Consider the following 14,395-nt stretch of genomic DNA (forward strand, 5'->3'; position numbering starts at 1 on the left):
CTAGATATATCTAGCTAAATCTAGCGGAAACGGCGGCCATCTGATGCATGTTCTTTTCACGACGCCACCGGCTCCGGGCCACGTCTATCCGACGTTGCCCCTAGTCGAGGAACTCGTCGACCGCGACCACCGTGTCACCTACATCAGCGCCGCATCGCTGGAAGCGGAGATCGTGCGAGCCGGTGCATTGTTCATCGATCTTGGATGGGAACCCGACACCACCACACTGGCCGCATCAGGATTTAGCGTTGACGCTCTCAGCGCTGACCTGCGCGGGTTCCTGGCTGCCGCGCGCACGCTGGCTCCCGGCCTGCTCGACGCGCTGTCCGACGATCCCCCCGACGTCGTATGCATCGACAGTGTTCCGCTCGGCGGATTCCTCGCCGAGCAGTTCGCGGCGTCAACGGTCTCGTTGATCGCGAACCTGGCCACCAACGAGGGGTTCCCACCCTCAAACTTGATCGACGGATTCACGCCGCATCACCCCGCCATGCAGCACTACTTCGCCGAACTGGCCGACTGGTTTAGCGCCTACGGTCTAGCGGTTCCCGTCGGCCCGAGCCGCGATAACGCGCCGGCACCGCCGTCGCTGGTGTTCATTCCACGGGAGTTTCAGATCGCCGGCAACAGCTTCGCCGAAGACGTCCACTTCATCGGTCCCTCGATGCCGAGGCGCGCCCGCCGCAGCGCGTCCTGGACGCCACCACACGATGACGCCCAGGTGCTGTTGGTGTCGTTGGGCACTGCCTTCAACAATCGACCCGAATTCTTCGCCTCCTGCGCAGAGGCATTCGCGGACAGCAGATTTCACGTCGTTCTCAGTCTCGGCACCCATATCGACCCTGCAGACATCGGAACGCTGCCACACAACATCGAGGCCCACCAAACGGTGCCCCAACTCGACGTGCTGCGCCACGCAACCGCGTTCATCACCCACGCGGGAATGGGATCAACGATGGAAGCTCTGTACTACAAGGTCCCCACCATCGCCGTACCTCAGGTCCGCGAGCAATCGGTCAACGCCGCCCGCCTCGAATCCCTCGGACTCGGAGTTCAACTCCCATCGCCCACACCCGGTGACCTCCGCACCGTGACAGAGAAAGTAGCTGCAGACACAGTCATCCGGAGCGGCCTGGCGGAAATGAAAGAAGCAATCAACCGCGCCGGCGGTACGACCGCTGGAACCGGCATCATCGAAGCAGCCGGCACCAACCGCCGTGACCCGGCGTAACGACCCAATGACTCCAACATTCACGAACAACCGATCGGTCGCATAGAACGCGACGTCAACGTTCGCGAACAATCGACGTCGAGAAGTCCGCACAAAACCATGAACTGCTGTGTGCGGTTCCGAACAGTGCCATTGACGTTGTCGTGTGGGTCCATTGTCGGAGTGTTGTCCCGCGTCCGAGGGATCCTCGCCGTGAACCGGTCGCACGTTGAAAGATCACTCCCAGGGGCTGTATTCGTCAGCCGGTCGGCTCAGCCCGAACACATCGACGATCACCTCACCAGGTTCACGTGCCGTGGATAAAATTCCTCGTGTGTCGGTCAACGGACCCTCCGAACGGGAAGTCGGCCTCGCTGATCAGGCGGCCGCCGATGCCGCCGAAACGGGCGTCGACGGCCAGCGCGCGAGCCCATTGGACAAGGCCATCCTGGGCGGTCCGCCGCAACGAGTCGGGCGCTTCGAATACCGCTACGACACCGACACCTGGATGTGGTCGGACACCGTGGCCCGCATTCACGGCTATGAACCCGGTGAGGTCACCCCCACCACGGACCTCGTTCTCAAACACAAGCATCCGGACGACCTGGCCCAAGTCAGGGCGCTGCTGTCACAGACCGCCGCGCCGTTCAGCAGTAGGCACCGCATCATCACCACCACCGGGCTGACACGCAGAGTCGTGGTCGTCGGCGACGCCGTGACCGATGACGATGACCGCGTCGTGGCCACCCGCGGTTTCTACATCGACATCACCGACAGCTTCGACGGCGACCTCCAACAGTCGCTCAGCGAGGAACTGGACGTCATCCTCGCCCACCGCGAAATCATCGACCTGGCCAAGGGCATGCTCATGGCCGTCTACCGGATCAACGCCGACGCCGCCTTCGCAGTGCTGAGGTGGCGCTCTCAAGAACTCAACGTCAAGCTCTTCACCGTCGCCGAGAAGCTCGTCGACGAGCTGCCGGAGATCCTCGGAACTCGCCTCTCCGCGACCACCCCCGTCGACCACTACCTCATGAGCCTCGCGTTCGAGTAACCCGCTGCACGTCGTGGGGTGACCCCTGGTGGTGGACACGTGATCGCAGGACTGCTGACTCCGGGAAGGACGTCCTACAGCGAATGACGCGAGCGCACAACCTACACTCCAGTGTGCCGCCAGCAGGTGGTGCGGCGTTCATTTCCCGCCCGTACGCCGGCCATTCCGCGATCACCGGTGTTTCGCCGGCGGGCGCACCGCGATGAATCGTCCGGCAGCCCTGCTCGCCATCACTGGGTCGTCAGCGGCTCGCAGACTGTCACCGCCGTGTCGTCGATGAGGCCGTCGTTCCGTCTGGCGACGCGGTGCGCCACGCGGACGCCGACCAACGATTCCACTTCGTGATCACCTACGACCGGTTGCTGGTGTGCGCCGCGGTGCGCGGTTTGCTGGACCGTGAGCAGTGAGTTGACAGCCCCACCGCGACCCCGGCCTCGTGCGCAACTCCGTCGGGCGGTCGTGGACCGATTCACCGCGCCAAGGACGTCGGGCCCGTCTCGAAGGTCGTGTTGTCGAACCGGCTCGATCGGTACGGGGCTATGGTCTTGGTGGCCGGTTCAGAAAGCATCCGCCTTTGAAGCCTTTCCATCCTGACGAGCACGAAGGCCGCTGAAGCGATGGCAGACGACCGACGACGGCGCACCCAGCCCACCGACCTCGCCGGGCTGCTGGACCAGCTTCCCGCGCGCGTATTGCTGGACCGGATGCCCGGCGCGGTGCTGGGCCTCGGCCTCGACGGGGTGGTCGCGTACTCCAACCCCGCGGCCGTCTCACTTTTCGGATACCTAGGCGATGCCATGCTCGGGCTCTCCGCGCAAACGCTACTGGCCGAGCACCCTGACGCGACCCCACAGCAATGCATCTCGGTTCTGCGAGCAGCCGGGCGCGGAGACGTCGTCACATGGCGTCACGCCGAGGGGTTCGCCATGCACACCGCGATCTCGACTCCGCTGCTGCTTCGAGCCACCGATCCGTTCCTGATGATCTACATCACCGACGAGACCGAATCGCATTGGGACCTGAGAACGAGGGCGGGCATCTGACGGGCGACCGGTTCGATTCTGCGACGAGCCAACCACCAGCCGGCTGCCGTTCGGCGGCTCGCGATGCACGTCGACGCAGCCGCGAATCCTGACAATTCGCTCGATGCGATACGACCGCCTTATCGTCTGGCCGGCCTGGGATCATCGCCCGGCTGCGACAATCGTCGCGTGCTCCATGACGAGGAAGCCATGACATCCGATCGACGCGATTCGCTCGCCGGCCTGGAAGGACTCGGCGCTCTCGGCGAGTCGGAGTTCAACGCTCTGCACGTACTGTGCCGCGCTCTGCACGTCGAGGAGGCGGATTTCCAGGGCACTCTCACCGCGATACTCGCGTCGGTCACCTCGACGGTCCGCGGCGTTGATCACGCCGGGGTCAACCTCCTGACCCGCAGGGGTCTCGAGCCGCAGGCGACGATCGGTGGGGCACCTCCCCCGCTGGACGAACTGCAGTGGCGTACCGGTGTCGGCCCGTGCATCGACGCGTCGCGCAATCAGCGGCGCATCGACGTGGAGGACTTGACCGATGACCCGCGCTGGCCGGAGTTCGCAGCCGCGGCAGTCGAGTTGGGAGTGCTCGCCATGTTGTGTGTCCCGCTGTGGGTCGATGATCGACGTCTGGGATCGCTGAGCTTGTACGCCGGATCGCGCGGTGCCTTCGACGACACGGCGAGACGGATCGCCGACCTATACGCGACTCACGCCGCCGTGGTGTTGTTGGAGGCGCAGCGCACCGAGCAGCTGCGGCGGGCGCTGGCCAATCGCGATCTCATCGGTCAGGCGAAGGGCGTGCTGATGACGCGGTACCGAATCACCGCCGACGACGCGTTCGAACGACTGCGCGCCACGTCTCAGCGGACTAATCGCAAAGTGGTCGTCGTCGCCGAATTCGTGGCCGCCACCGGCGACCTTCCTCCGTAGGTTCGCTGACAAGAGCCGCGAGCGGCGCCTCGTAGCCAGCGGCAATACCTCCCGCAGGAGGTCAGTGGTGTCGGCTGCACGCCGCTCGCGACGACACTGATCGGCTCTAGTCGGCGTTCAACCGGATGCGGCCTTCGATGACGTCGAGTGCAAGGTCGACGACGTTGCAACCGGTCGAGTATGCACGGGCACGCAGCCGCACCAGAGCGGACGACGCGTCGAGACCGTATCGGACCATCAACACGCCGGTGGCCTGACCGATCTCAGCGCGAATCACGGTGTCCAGCTCGTTCGACGCCTCCGCCTCGGGCTCCGGGTCGTCGACTGCAGCGGCACGCTCGATCAGCCCGAGCAACGGCATTTCGGCCAATCCCGCGGCGATCGCGGCGGTCGCGATCTGCTCAGCAGCCCAGGTTCCCGCCGTACTGCGGAAGAGCGCCACGGCACCGACGTATTCGCCCGCCAGCGCGATCGGCACGGCACACACCGCCTGGATGTCGCGGTGCAACATTTCCGCGGCGTATGCGGGCCAGCGAGTCTCCGTCGGATCGGCGAGATCGGGGACGACCGTCGGGGAACCGTTCCTGACGGCGTCCAGGCAGGGCCCTTCGCCGCAGACGAACAGCACCTCGTCGTACGTCCGGGCCGCTACCGCACTGGTGCCGAGTGTTCCGATGGCGGTGCCATTGAGCATCAATGATATCGACGCCGCGTCGACACCTGAGACCTCCACGCAGGCCCGGCACAGCCGGTTAGCGGCTCCCTGGTCTCGTCGCTCGCCCATCACGGTCCGCAGCCTCCGCGCGATTACGGACATCGTCACGCAGACTTCAGGCTGACCGACTCGGCCGTTCGTGCGCTTCGAGTCATCAGCTGCCCTTCAGGTCCCGGAAAAACAAGCTCACCCTGTTGTAGGGCACACCGGCACGCAGTCGTGCGCGTGTTGTCGCCAGCCTTTTGCCCGCCGGTGCTCATCATGGTCGCACCATAGATCGAAGTCGACCTCGCCGCGACCCGCCCACGTGCGGGAGGCACGCTTCTCGCCAAAGCCCATCAGAATTTCAGGCCCCTGCTTCGAGGATGGCTGGCTTTTCGGCTCACGCGATCGATCCCCAAGGTCGCTCACGCCCCGTGCGACGAGGCCTCTCTGCAGGCGATGGGCGACAGCACCCTCAGTGTCACGAGAGTGTCTCACCCGATGGTGTTAGAGCCTGAGTGCCGGACTGACGATGGTCTCGCCAGTCGGCCGCCGATGGTGACTCCCTGTGTCACTGACGCAGGTACCAATGGGTGTCTATGACTTGATCTGTCATATCGGTGGCCGGCTGGTGCTCTACGGGCCCGGCGGGGCGGACATGACTTAATCGCCGAGCCTGGCCGTTCCTCATCAATGCGTTGTCTGCACGCCCCGCCGGGTGTCGCCATCTGTCAGCGGTTACCAGCAGAAACGGACACCACCATCGCGACAGCACCACAGCCCGTCGTCATCGGCGGCGACACCCACTTGGACACCGTCCACCTCGCCGTCATCACCGACACCGGAAACCCGTTGTCCGACAGCGAGTTCACGACCACGCCGACCGGATAACAGGAATTGCTGACCTGGGCGCGCTGCTTCGGCGCCATCACGATCGCCGGCGTGGAGGGACCTCGAGCTACGGCGCCGGCGTGACCCTGGGTCCTGCAGGACGCCGGCGTGGAGGTCGCCGAGGTCAGCCGCCCTGACCGCGGCGCGCGTCGCCGCCAGGGCAAGTCCGATCCGCTCGACGCTTACGCCGCCGGCCGCGCCGCACTGGCCGGGCACGGCACCGCCGTGACCTGAGGACGCCAGCACCGCCGCCTCAACACCCCCGGTCTGGTCGCGGCGTTGGCGGGTGCAGTCCCAAGGCCCAGCACGACCCGACGGCCGTCGCGGTGTTCACGGCGGCAAAGGCACTCGCTCAACGGGCGGTCTTCCACGACGATCAGATGTCCAGGGCGGACTGGGGGCGGCCGTCGAGTCCGCCGCGACGGCCTACTACGTCCGCGCCCGCGGGTGGGCGCTGGCCGGCGGCGACCCTGCCGCCGCTGCCAAGCAAGTCGTCGACCGCATCTCGGCGCGGGAGAGCAAGAGTGCGTGATCGATGAAGACGCGGCAATGGCGGATGCGGCGCCGCACCGAGCTACTCACGGTTGACGACTTCGAACTCGTCGACGCCGAGCTCCCGCAACTCACCGACGGATACGTCCTGGCCAGGACCTCGAAGTTATCCCTGGACCCGTATCTGACGCAGTCGATGAAGACCTGGCTCGGTGAAACACCGGGGTGGGTCGACGGAACCATCCACGGGCGGGTACTCGCGCAGGTCGTTGATTCCCGTACCGACGCCCTGAAGGCCGGCGATCTGATCACCGGGCTCGGTCGGTGGCAGGAATGTCAGGTCTTCAACGCAGAATCTGTGCGGCCCGTCCCCACCGACATCACGCCGCCGAGCCTCGTCCTCGGCGCGCTCGGCGCATCCGGATGGACGGCCTGGATCGGGCTTCATCTCGCCGACCTGCAGCCGGGACACACCGTGTTCGTATCGGCTGCGACGGGCACAGTGGGGAGCATCGCGGGTCAGCTGGCGATCCACCGCGGCTGCCGGGTGATCGGGATGGCGGGAGGCGCGCAGAAGCGAACGCACGCAGTCGACGTCCTGGGCTTCGATGCCTGTGTCGACCACCGCGAAACCGACCTCGCAGGGCAGATCGCCGATGTGGCCGGCGACGGCATCGACGTCGTCTTCGAGAACGTCGGCGCCCCTAGTATTGACGCGGCTCTACCGTCGATGGTTCAACACGGCCGGATCATGATGTGCGGACTGGCGGCCCATTACAACACTTCGCTGCCAGCCACACTGCATAATTTCCTCACTTTGCTTTACAAGCAGATCTCAATCATCCCCTTCACGGTCAGCGAGCACCGACGCCTCTTACCGGAGGCTCGCCGGGCAATTCATGAGGGCATCGCAACAGAATCGATCAGATTCGACGAAGCCATCATCGACGGATTCGAAAACGCACCGCGGGCCTTCCTCGACATGCTCGCCGGTGCCGGTCTGGGCAAGCGACTGATTCGGATCGATCACTGATCACTCAGCTCCCTGGACTATGAAGGAGATGTCAGATGTACGACCTACTCTGCAATGCCGAGGTTTTCGTCGACGACGTCGCGGTCGCTGAAAAGGTGTTCGTCGACGCGCTCGGCTTCCCCGAACCACACGCCGCATGGGGAAACAATGAACCAGGCAGCGGGTTCACCTACTTGTTCGCAAGGGTTCATCCGTCGCTACTGGTGTCTCCCACACGGATTGAGGCGATGGCTGTGGCTTCCCTCGACGCAGAGCGAGACCCGCTGACCACGCTACCCTTCCTACCGAAACTGCTTGCCGCTCAGGGTGATCGACCGTGGAAGACGCACGCCAATGAGATCGCAACATCAGACATCCGGCGCCTCGCCCTGCGCTTGCGCGACACGGGATGCTCGTTCTACGAGATGCCGGGGATCTTCACGCGGCTCTGGATCGGGTGGACGGAGGACGATCCGGGGGCATACGAACCTTCGGTTGACGGCGGGCTGTTCTTTGAATTCATCGAGACTTCAGCGCTGGGTAAGGGCGATAAGTTGTGGGAACCGCGACCGGATCCCGATCTCCCTCCCGGAGGAATGATCCGGGTGCTGCGGCGCAGCTGGATCACCGAAGATCTCTGGGCGACCGTGCAAGCCCTCGAACAAAACTTCGGCCTCATGCCCGCGATAGGGCCGGTGCTCGACGAATCCCTTGCGGCGCGCCAGGTGATCTACCGATTCCGCCATCCGCGTAGCGCCGAGCTTCAGGTTCTGGAGCCGATTGCACACGGTGAGATACGGGATTCACTCGACACCTGGGGACCGGGGTCATGGGCAATTCGGATCGGCGTGAACGACGTCGAAGGCAAAGCCGACGATCTCACGCGACGCGGAACACCCTTCGAAGTGCGATCGACGGGCCACGGTCCGGAGCTGCTGCGCGTCGACACCGGAAAGTGGGACGTCCCCGGAATATTCGAGTTCGCACGAGTGTGACCGACCTGGCTGGCGGTCCGGTCGACGACAGCTGCGCGTGAAAGAAGAGGAGCGCGGCAGTGGCTACGTCGTGGAGATCGCTCTGACGATACCCCGCATGACGGCGCGGCTGGTGAGGTGCTTGATTCGGTCGAGCGGCGAAGGGCGCGGCGCCGCGTTCGCTGTGCCGAGTCGTGGGAACAGGGCCAGGGCGTTGGTGCGTTCGATGGCGGTTCGGGTCTGTGTGTCCAGCCCGCCGTAGGTTTCCAGCCCGGCTGCGAACAGTTTTGATGCGGCGATCGGCGCGAAGGGCCAGTCGGAGCCGAATGTGACGTGACCGGTATGGGCGAACGTCAGCAGTGTGGGTAGGGCGGCGGCACTCGACGACAACGCGGTGTCGAAGTAGAAGCTCGAGAAGTCGTCGAGGCTGTCGGCGGGGCTGCGACCGGTGTCGCCCATGATGGCGACGGCCATGCGGTGGCTGGCGTAGGGCACGAAACCGCCCGCGTGGCTGAGGATGAACTTGATGTTCGGGTACTTGCGGCGAATCCCGTTGCGCACGAGGAGATACGCCGCCCGCGTCGTGTCGAGGAGGAAGTCGGTGGCGAACGGAAGCACCCCCGGTACAACGGGTCCGGGGAGATCAGCGGGGTGGATGAAGACCACGGCCGATCTCGCGTTCAATGCGGCGAACAGGTCGTCCTGCCCGTCCTCGCCGAGGTAGGTGCCCGCGTTGTTGGCCAGCAGCACGATGCCGTCGGCCTTCAACTCGTCCAGAGCTCGTACGGACTCGGCAACCGCCTGCTCGGTGTGGGGCATCGGTACCGTCGCGAAGAAACCGAACCGATCGGGGTGAGCGGAGACGAGATCCGTGGCGTATTCGTTGAGGTCTCGGGCGAGCGCCGCCGCGTCGGCGGCGGCTGGCAGGAACGTGGTGCCCGGCGTGGACACGGACAGGATCGCGGTGTTGACGTCCAGCTCGGCCATAGTGTGCAGGGACGCCTCCGGGCTCCACTCCGGCAGAGCGCGTCCACCGGCGTCGTCGATCCCCGCTCTCTGCAACGCTTTCCGGTACTCGGGGGGGATCATGTGGTGGTGGGTGTCGATGCGCACGGGACTTCCTCGTCGTCAGTTGCGGATGCCGGTGCCGGCCAGCGCGGGAACGGTGTCTTCACGATGCAGGAGGGACTCGACGCCGGTTTTGAATTGAGCCAGTTTGTCGATGACGGTCTGTCCGACCGGAGTGTGCCCCCAGATGCTGATGCCTTGATGGGTGGTGGTTTCCCAGGTCGTTTCGTCGACGACGATGGGGTTCCAGCCGACCTCCCATTCGAAGCCCGACGGGGTCACGGCGTAGTACGACAGCTCGCGGTCGTTGGTGTGCTGCCCGATCGTGAGGGCCATGCCGAAACCGAGGGCGTTGACGCGCTGGTAGGAGTCCACCATATCGTCGAGTTCGACGGCCTGGATGTTGAGGTGCTGCACGCGGGTGCGAATCGGATTGACGGGTAGCCCGCGGACCGCGGCGATGGCGACGGAGTGGTGTCGCTCGTTGACCCGTAGAAACCGGATCTTGAGCTTGACGCCGCTGATCGTCTCGTCGATGTAGTCCGATAGACGCGCATCGAAGACGGTGTCGTAATAGCCGTGCAGCTGTTCGGGTTTGGTGGATGTGACGGCGACGTGTCCCATGCCGGCGGCACCGGTGACGAACCCGCCGTGCCGGATGCGCGGCGGGGAGGGCACGGTGTTGGCGGTGGTGAAGACCTCCTGCGTCAAGCCCTTCGGGCCCGGGAACCGCACCAGACGTTGCACCCCGCGGAGAGCGGCCTCCTCGTCGGTGCCCTCGGCAATGGGCACGCCGGCGGTGGTCACCCGGCGGATGATCTCGTCGAACGTGGCGTGGTCGTCGAGGTGCCAGCCGATCGCGCTCACGTCTTCGGCGTCGCCGCGTCGCAGTAGGAAGCGGCACTCGTGGTCGTCGAGTCGGAACCGCATGTGCTCAGCGGACAGTTCGTCGCAGTGCATGCCGATGGCGTCTTCGCCGAAGCGTCGCCAGTCGGCGAACTTCTCGGTGTCGATCACCAGGTAGCCGAGGTGGGCTTTGCCGAAGACGTTCATGCGCTGAGGAAGGCTCGAGTGACGTCGTTGAAGAAGTCGGCGCGTTCCCACTGCACCCAGTGGCCGGCGTTGGCGGCCAGCAGCAGGTCGCAGTTGGGCATCGTGTCGGCGAGCACCTGTCCGCCACTGGGGCGGTTGACCTTGTCGGCGCTGCCCCAGACGACCAGCGTCGGGGTCTGAAGGTGTGCGAGCCGATTGTCGCGGGTGAAGTCCATCCGCGACAGTGTTCGCAGCGCGAACGGGCCCGACGGCCTGCGCAGCGGTGGGTTGGCGACGACGTCGGGGTCGATGCTCGACGCGTACCGGGTGTCGATGACCTCGGCGGGGACGGACGCTCCGTCGTAGACGAGGTATTGGCGGATGAACGTCTCCAGCTTGTCCCGCGAGGGGCCGCCGCCGCCGTAGTAGGACAGCAGGCTCTGCAGGCCGGCGGTCGGCAGGGCGCGGGTGGTTCCGATTCCGCCGGGTCCCATCAGCACCATCTTGCGGACTCGTTCGGGGGTGTCGAGCGCCAGTCGCAGCGCGCACGCTCCGCCGTAGGAGTTCCCGACCAGATGGGCCGCGTCGACGTCGAGATGGTTCATCAGTCCGCGGATGCCGTTGGCGAGGTAGCCGAACGGGTCGGATCCGTCGACGCCCTTGGTGGAGCGGCCGTAGCCGGGTAGGTCGGGCACGATGACCCTGAAGTGCTCGGCGAGGGCGTCGATGTTGCGGGAGTAGTTGGAGATTCCGGAGGCGCCGGGTCCGCCGCCGTGCAGGAGTAGAACGGCTGGGCCGGTTCCGGTTTCGGTGTAGAAGATCTGCTTGCCGCCGATGGTGACGGTGTTCTCGGTCAGAGTGGTGGTCATGCGGTGACTCCGTTTCGGCTCGGGGTGGGATGCGTGGGCGCGGGCGTCGTGCTCAGCCCGGCTGGCGGCGCGGGCAGCGACTGCCCGGATCGCGTGGCGGCGTAGACGAAGCCGTCGGGTCGCACGATCAGTGCGGTGGCTTTCATTCTCGACATCCAGTCGATCAGCGTGGACTCGCTGTCCCGCACGCCGTCTGCGAGGTCGGCGTCGTGCGCGCCGGCGAGCCGGATCGTGGCTACTCCCAAGGCTGTCCACGCGTGGGATCCTGAGGGTTGCGCCCCGGTGTGCAGCAGCGTCCACCGTCCGTCGAGCACGTCGTCGAGGCGGACGGCGGTGCCCCGGGGGTCGATGACCCGGGGTTGAGGAATCTGCCACCCCACGGCGCGCGATCCGGTCGAGGAGAAGAAGCCCGCGTCGTTGTGGGCGTCGGGGATCCACCACAGCTTCTGTCCCCCGGCCAGGGCGCCGGGAAGTCTGGTGACTGCCCGCACGACGTGGTTACGGAGCGCGACGACGGCACCGCGGCGTTCGGTGATCACTCGGCCGACGAAGACGGCGCGTCGCGTGACCTCGGTGACGTGGGGCTTGCGTTCCACCTCGTACGAATCGAGCAGCGAGTCGGGCGCCCGGCCTTCGAGCACGGCGGTGAGCTTCCAGCACAGGTTGGCGACGTCGCGGACTCCGGCCGACATGCCCTGGCCGATCCACGGCGGCATGGCGTGCGCGGCGTCGCCCGCCAGGAACACCCGGCCGATCCGCCAGCGGTCCGCGACGCGGACGTGGTGGCTGTAGACCACTGCGCGCAGGATCTCGACGTGCTCGGAGGTGATGCCCTGGTCGTTGAGCACCTTCCAGACCGCCTCATCGGTGACGAGTTGCCTCTCGTCCTCACCGGCGCGGGCCGGGTACTCCCAACGGTGGTGGCCCAGCGGCGTCGGGCAGTCCACGGTCGGGCGGTCGGGATCGCAGTGGAACCGCAGCCGGTCGTGACCGTCCCACTCCTGGAGCACCTTGGTGTCGATGACGACCCAGCGTTCGCCGTAGGTGCGGCCCGAATACCCCACGCCCAGCAGCCCACGTGTGGGTGAGGAGCCGCCGTCCGCGGCGATGACGTAGGAGGCTTGGATGCGGGTGATGGTGTCGGTGGTGAGATCGCCGACGAGCAGTTCCACGTGGTCGCCCTTGTTGAGCGCTCGCAGGCATTCGCGTTCCAGCAGGACCTCGACGTTCGGATATCGGCTCACCCCCTCGCGCAGGACGAGATCGATGGCCGGTTGGTAGATGAACTGCTGCGGCGGGTGTCCACAGCCGCGGCCGGTGATGGTGGTCTCGATGAACGGCACCCCGTTGGAGTCGACGAAGGCGACCGGACGGTCGGGCAGCATGTCCGCCTGCAGCCGATCGGCCAGCCCGACGGACTGCCACACCCGCAGCACCTCCTCGTCGGTGGAGATCGCCCGAGCACGGTTGTAGACATCCGAATCACGCTCGATGACAACCACTTTCATGCCCATCCGCCCCAAGAGGTTGGCGGCGGTGGCGCCGGTCGGTCCGTATCCGATCACCGCCACGTCGTAGCTCGACACCGTCGTCACTGCCGCCCTCGATTCTGTCGACCCGCACTCGGGGTCTTGCTTCCGTAGTGATCGCTACGTTACTGTAGCGATCACTACGGAGTCAAGACATCGAAGGAGTTCGGATGAGCGACCATCGGAAGCCCAAGCGACGGCGCACCCGCGTCGACGGAGAGCTGTCACGCGAGCGAATCCTCGACGCGGCGACGGAGATCGCCGCCGAGCGGGGATACGAGGGCACCAGCATCGGCGCCGTCAGTGCCAACTGCGGACTCCCCGCCAGCTCCATCTACTGGCACTTCAAGGACAAGGACGACCTGCTGGGCGCGGTCATCGAACGTAGCTTCGGCGACTGGTTGAGCGCCTGGGAACTGCCCGCCAAGGGCACACCACTCGAGCGCGCCGAGGCCATGGCCGTGCAGATCGCCAAAGCGCTACTCAACTCGCCCGTGTTCATCCGCCTCGGCCTGATGCTGGCCCTCGAGCGTCGACCCGAGGAGCCACGGGCGCGGACGATGTTCACCGGCGTGCGCGCCGAGGCCCATGACGCGCTGAGCCGAGCCATCGGCGAGGTGCTCCCGCAGTTGAGCGACGCCCACGTCCACGAACTGGTCACCTACGCGATGGCGGGTGCCGACGGGCTGTTCATCGCCAAGGAGATCGGCGGCGACACCGTGGATCTGGTCCGGATGTTTCAACTCCACGCCCGCGCCATCGTCGACGCCGCCTCCCGTCTGGTCGACGAGGAGTACCGGTCATGACCGCTGTGGGTAGCGACGTCATCGTCACCGCCGCCGCCGATCTGTGGGCGGCCGAACGCGATCGGGAGCCGATTCAACCGCTCACTCAGCGCTATCCGATGCTCGACGTCGCGGGTGCGTACGCCGTCCAACAGGTCAACCTGCAGCGTCGGTTGGCGGCCGGCAACGTCGTGGTGGGCCGCAAGATCGGGCTGACGTCCGAACCGATGCAGACCCTGCTCGGAGTGGACGAGCCCGACTACGGCTTCATCCTCGACGACATGGTCATCACCGACGGAGCAGTCGAGGCGGCCCGCTTCTGCGCGCCGCGTGTCGAACCCGAGATCGCGTTCCTGCTCGGCCGCACTCTTCGCGGACCCGACGTGAGCGTCGCCGACGTCAGAGCCGCCACCGAATCCGTTGCCGTGGCACTGGAACTGGTCGACAGCCGCATCGCCGACTGGAAGCTGACCCTGGCCGACACCGTCGCCGACAACGCCAGTTCCGGCGCGGTGGTGCTCGGCGAGTGGGTGCGGTACGACGACGCACTCGCACTCCCCCAGACCGTCGCCGATCTCCACCTCAACGGAGTGCGGATCGACTCCGGCCGGGGCACGGCGGTCATGGGAGACCCGGCCGCGGCCGTGGCGTGGCTGGCCAACGCCCTCGCCGCGTACGGCGTGGAACTCACCGCCGGACAGTTCGTCATGTCCGGTTCCTTCACATCGGCGGCCTTCGTCCACGCCGGCGACGTCGCCACCACCACGATCAGCGGCCTGGGCGTCGTGTCCCTGACCCTCACTTAGAAGGAAACCTCA

At 65.9% G+C, this 14,395-nt stretch carries 15 protein-coding genes and 1 pseudogene; 11 read left to right on the forward strand and 5 right to left on the reverse strand.

The genetic code is table 11. From position 1 onward, the window contains the following. Positions 1-43 precede the first annotated feature (43 nt). The 4 genes from NM203_RS32020 (at position 44) to NM203_RS32035 (ending at position 4,228) form a co-directional block, all read left to right on the forward strand. Complete coding sequence (locus NM203_RS32020; protein WP_255065050.1) at positions 44-1,231, forward strand: macrolide family glycosyltransferase; 1,188 nt, start codon at positions 44-46, stop codon at positions 1,229-1,231. A gap of 313 nt (positions 1,232-1,544) precedes the next feature. Next, positions 1,545-2,264 carry a PAS and ANTAR domain-containing protein gene (locus tag NM203_RS32025; protein ID WP_255065051.1) on the forward strand — a complete coding sequence of 240 codons (720 nt, stop codon included), beginning with the start codon at positions 1,545-1,547 and terminating at the stop codon, positions 2,262-2,264. A 617-nt stretch (positions 2,265-2,881) separates the two neighbouring features. Continuing rightward, positions 2,882-3,307, forward strand: coding sequence for a PAS domain-containing protein (locus tag NM203_RS32030; RefSeq protein ID WP_255065052.1), 426 nt, complete (start codon positions 2,882-2,884; stop codon positions 3,305-3,307). 189 nt (positions 3,308-3,496) lie between these two features. Continuing rightward, positions 3,497-4,228, forward strand: a complete 732-nt coding sequence (locus tag NM203_RS32035) for a GAF and ANTAR domain-containing protein (protein ID WP_255065053.1) — start codon at positions 3,497-3,499, stop codon at positions 4,226-4,228. 106 nt (positions 4,229-4,334) lie between these two features. Here NM203_RS32035 and NM203_RS32040 read toward each other — a convergent pair whose 3' ends face one another. Then, positions 4,335-5,045, reverse strand: coding sequence for a GAF and ANTAR domain-containing protein (locus tag NM203_RS32040; protein WP_255065100.1), 711 nt, complete (start codon positions 5,043-5,045; stop codon positions 4,335-4,337). Positions 5,046-5,618: 573 nt separating this feature from the next. On the opposite strand from NM203_RS32040, the gene NM203_RS32045 reads away from it, so the two are divergent. The 5 genes and pseudogenes from NM203_RS32045 to NM203_RS32065 all read left to right on the forward strand — a co-directional run bounded on the left by NM203_RS32045 (position 5,619) and on the right by NM203_RS32065 (position 8,315). Further along, positions 5,619-5,816 (forward strand): hypothetical protein, encoded by a 198-nt coding sequence (locus tag NM203_RS32045; protein WP_255065055.1) that lies wholly within the window; start codon positions 5,619-5,621, stop codon positions 5,814-5,816. A 108-nt stretch (positions 5,817-5,924) separates the two neighbouring features. Then, entirely contained in the window at positions 5,925-6,050 is a 126-nt protein-coding gene (locus tag NM203_RS32050; protein ID WP_255065057.1) for a hypothetical protein, read from the forward strand. Between the two features lie 148 nt (positions 6,051-6,198). Continuing rightward, positions 6,199-6,348 (forward strand): annotated as a pseudogene (locus NM203_RS32055) (acyl-CoA dehydrogenase); the annotation flags it as partial. Between the two features lie 24 nt (positions 6,349-6,372). Then, on the forward strand, positions 6,373-7,341 hold the full coding sequence (locus tag NM203_RS32060; protein ID WP_255065101.1) for an MDR family NADP-dependent oxidoreductase: 969 nt from the start codon (positions 6,373-6,375) through the stop codon (positions 7,339-7,341). Between the two features lie 35 nt (positions 7,342-7,376). Beyond that, on the forward strand, positions 7,377-8,315 hold the full coding sequence (locus NM203_RS32065; RefSeq protein ID WP_255065059.1) for a hypothetical protein: 939 nt from the start codon (positions 7,377-7,379) through the stop codon (positions 8,313-8,315). Between the two features lie 63 nt (positions 8,316-8,378). Here the strand turns inward: NM203_RS32065 and NM203_RS32070 are convergent, their stop codons facing one another. From NM203_RS32070 to NM203_RS32085, 4 genes are read right to left on the reverse strand one after another with little or no spacing between them, the layout of a single operon-like run. Further along, entirely contained in the window at positions 8,379-9,407 is a 1,029-nt protein-coding gene (locus NM203_RS32070) for an amidohydrolase family protein (protein ID WP_408633448.1), read from the reverse strand. 15 nt (positions 9,408-9,422) lie between these two features. Next, on the reverse strand, positions 9,423-10,415 hold the full coding sequence (locus tag NM203_RS32075; RefSeq protein WP_255065061.1) for a VOC family protein: 993 nt from the start codon (positions 10,413-10,415) through the stop codon (positions 9,423-9,425). Continuing rightward, positions 10,412-11,263 carry an alpha/beta fold hydrolase gene (locus NM203_RS32080; protein WP_255065066.1) on the reverse strand — a complete coding sequence of 284 codons (852 nt, stop codon included), beginning with the start codon at positions 11,261-11,263 and terminating at the stop codon, positions 10,412-10,414. Before NM203_RS32080 ends, NM203_RS32075 begins: the two co-directional genes overlap by 4 nt. Further along, positions 11,260-12,858, reverse strand: coding sequence for a bifunctional 3-(3-hydroxy-phenyl)propionate/3-hydroxycinnamic acid hydroxylase (locus NM203_RS32085; RefSeq protein WP_255065067.1), 1,599 nt, complete (start codon positions 12,856-12,858; stop codon positions 11,260-11,262). The genes NM203_RS32080 and NM203_RS32085 overlap by 4 nt, the downstream gene beginning before the upstream one ends. A 104-nt stretch (positions 12,859-12,962) precedes the next feature. On the opposite strand from NM203_RS32085, the gene NM203_RS32090 reads away from it, so the two are divergent. Next, positions 12,963-13,598: a TetR/AcrR family transcriptional regulator gene (locus NM203_RS32090; RefSeq protein ID WP_255065068.1), complete on the forward strand. Its 636-nt coding sequence runs from the start codon at positions 12,963-12,965 to the stop codon at positions 13,596-13,598. Next, the gene (locus NM203_RS32095; RefSeq protein WP_255065072.1) at positions 13,595-14,383 is read left to right on the forward strand and encodes a 2-keto-4-pentenoate hydratase; all 789 of its coding nucleotides are present in this window, start codon (positions 13,595-13,597) and stop codon (positions 14,381-14,383) included. Before NM203_RS32090 ends, NM203_RS32095 begins: the two co-directional genes overlap by 4 nt. Positions 14,384-14,395: the final 12 nt, after the last annotated feature.

Source organism: Mycolicibacterium arenosum, from assembly GCF_024320865.1.
Taxonomy (GTDB): Bacteria; Actinomycetota; Actinomycetes; order Mycobacteriales; family Mycobacteriaceae; genus Mycobacterium; species Mycobacterium arenosum.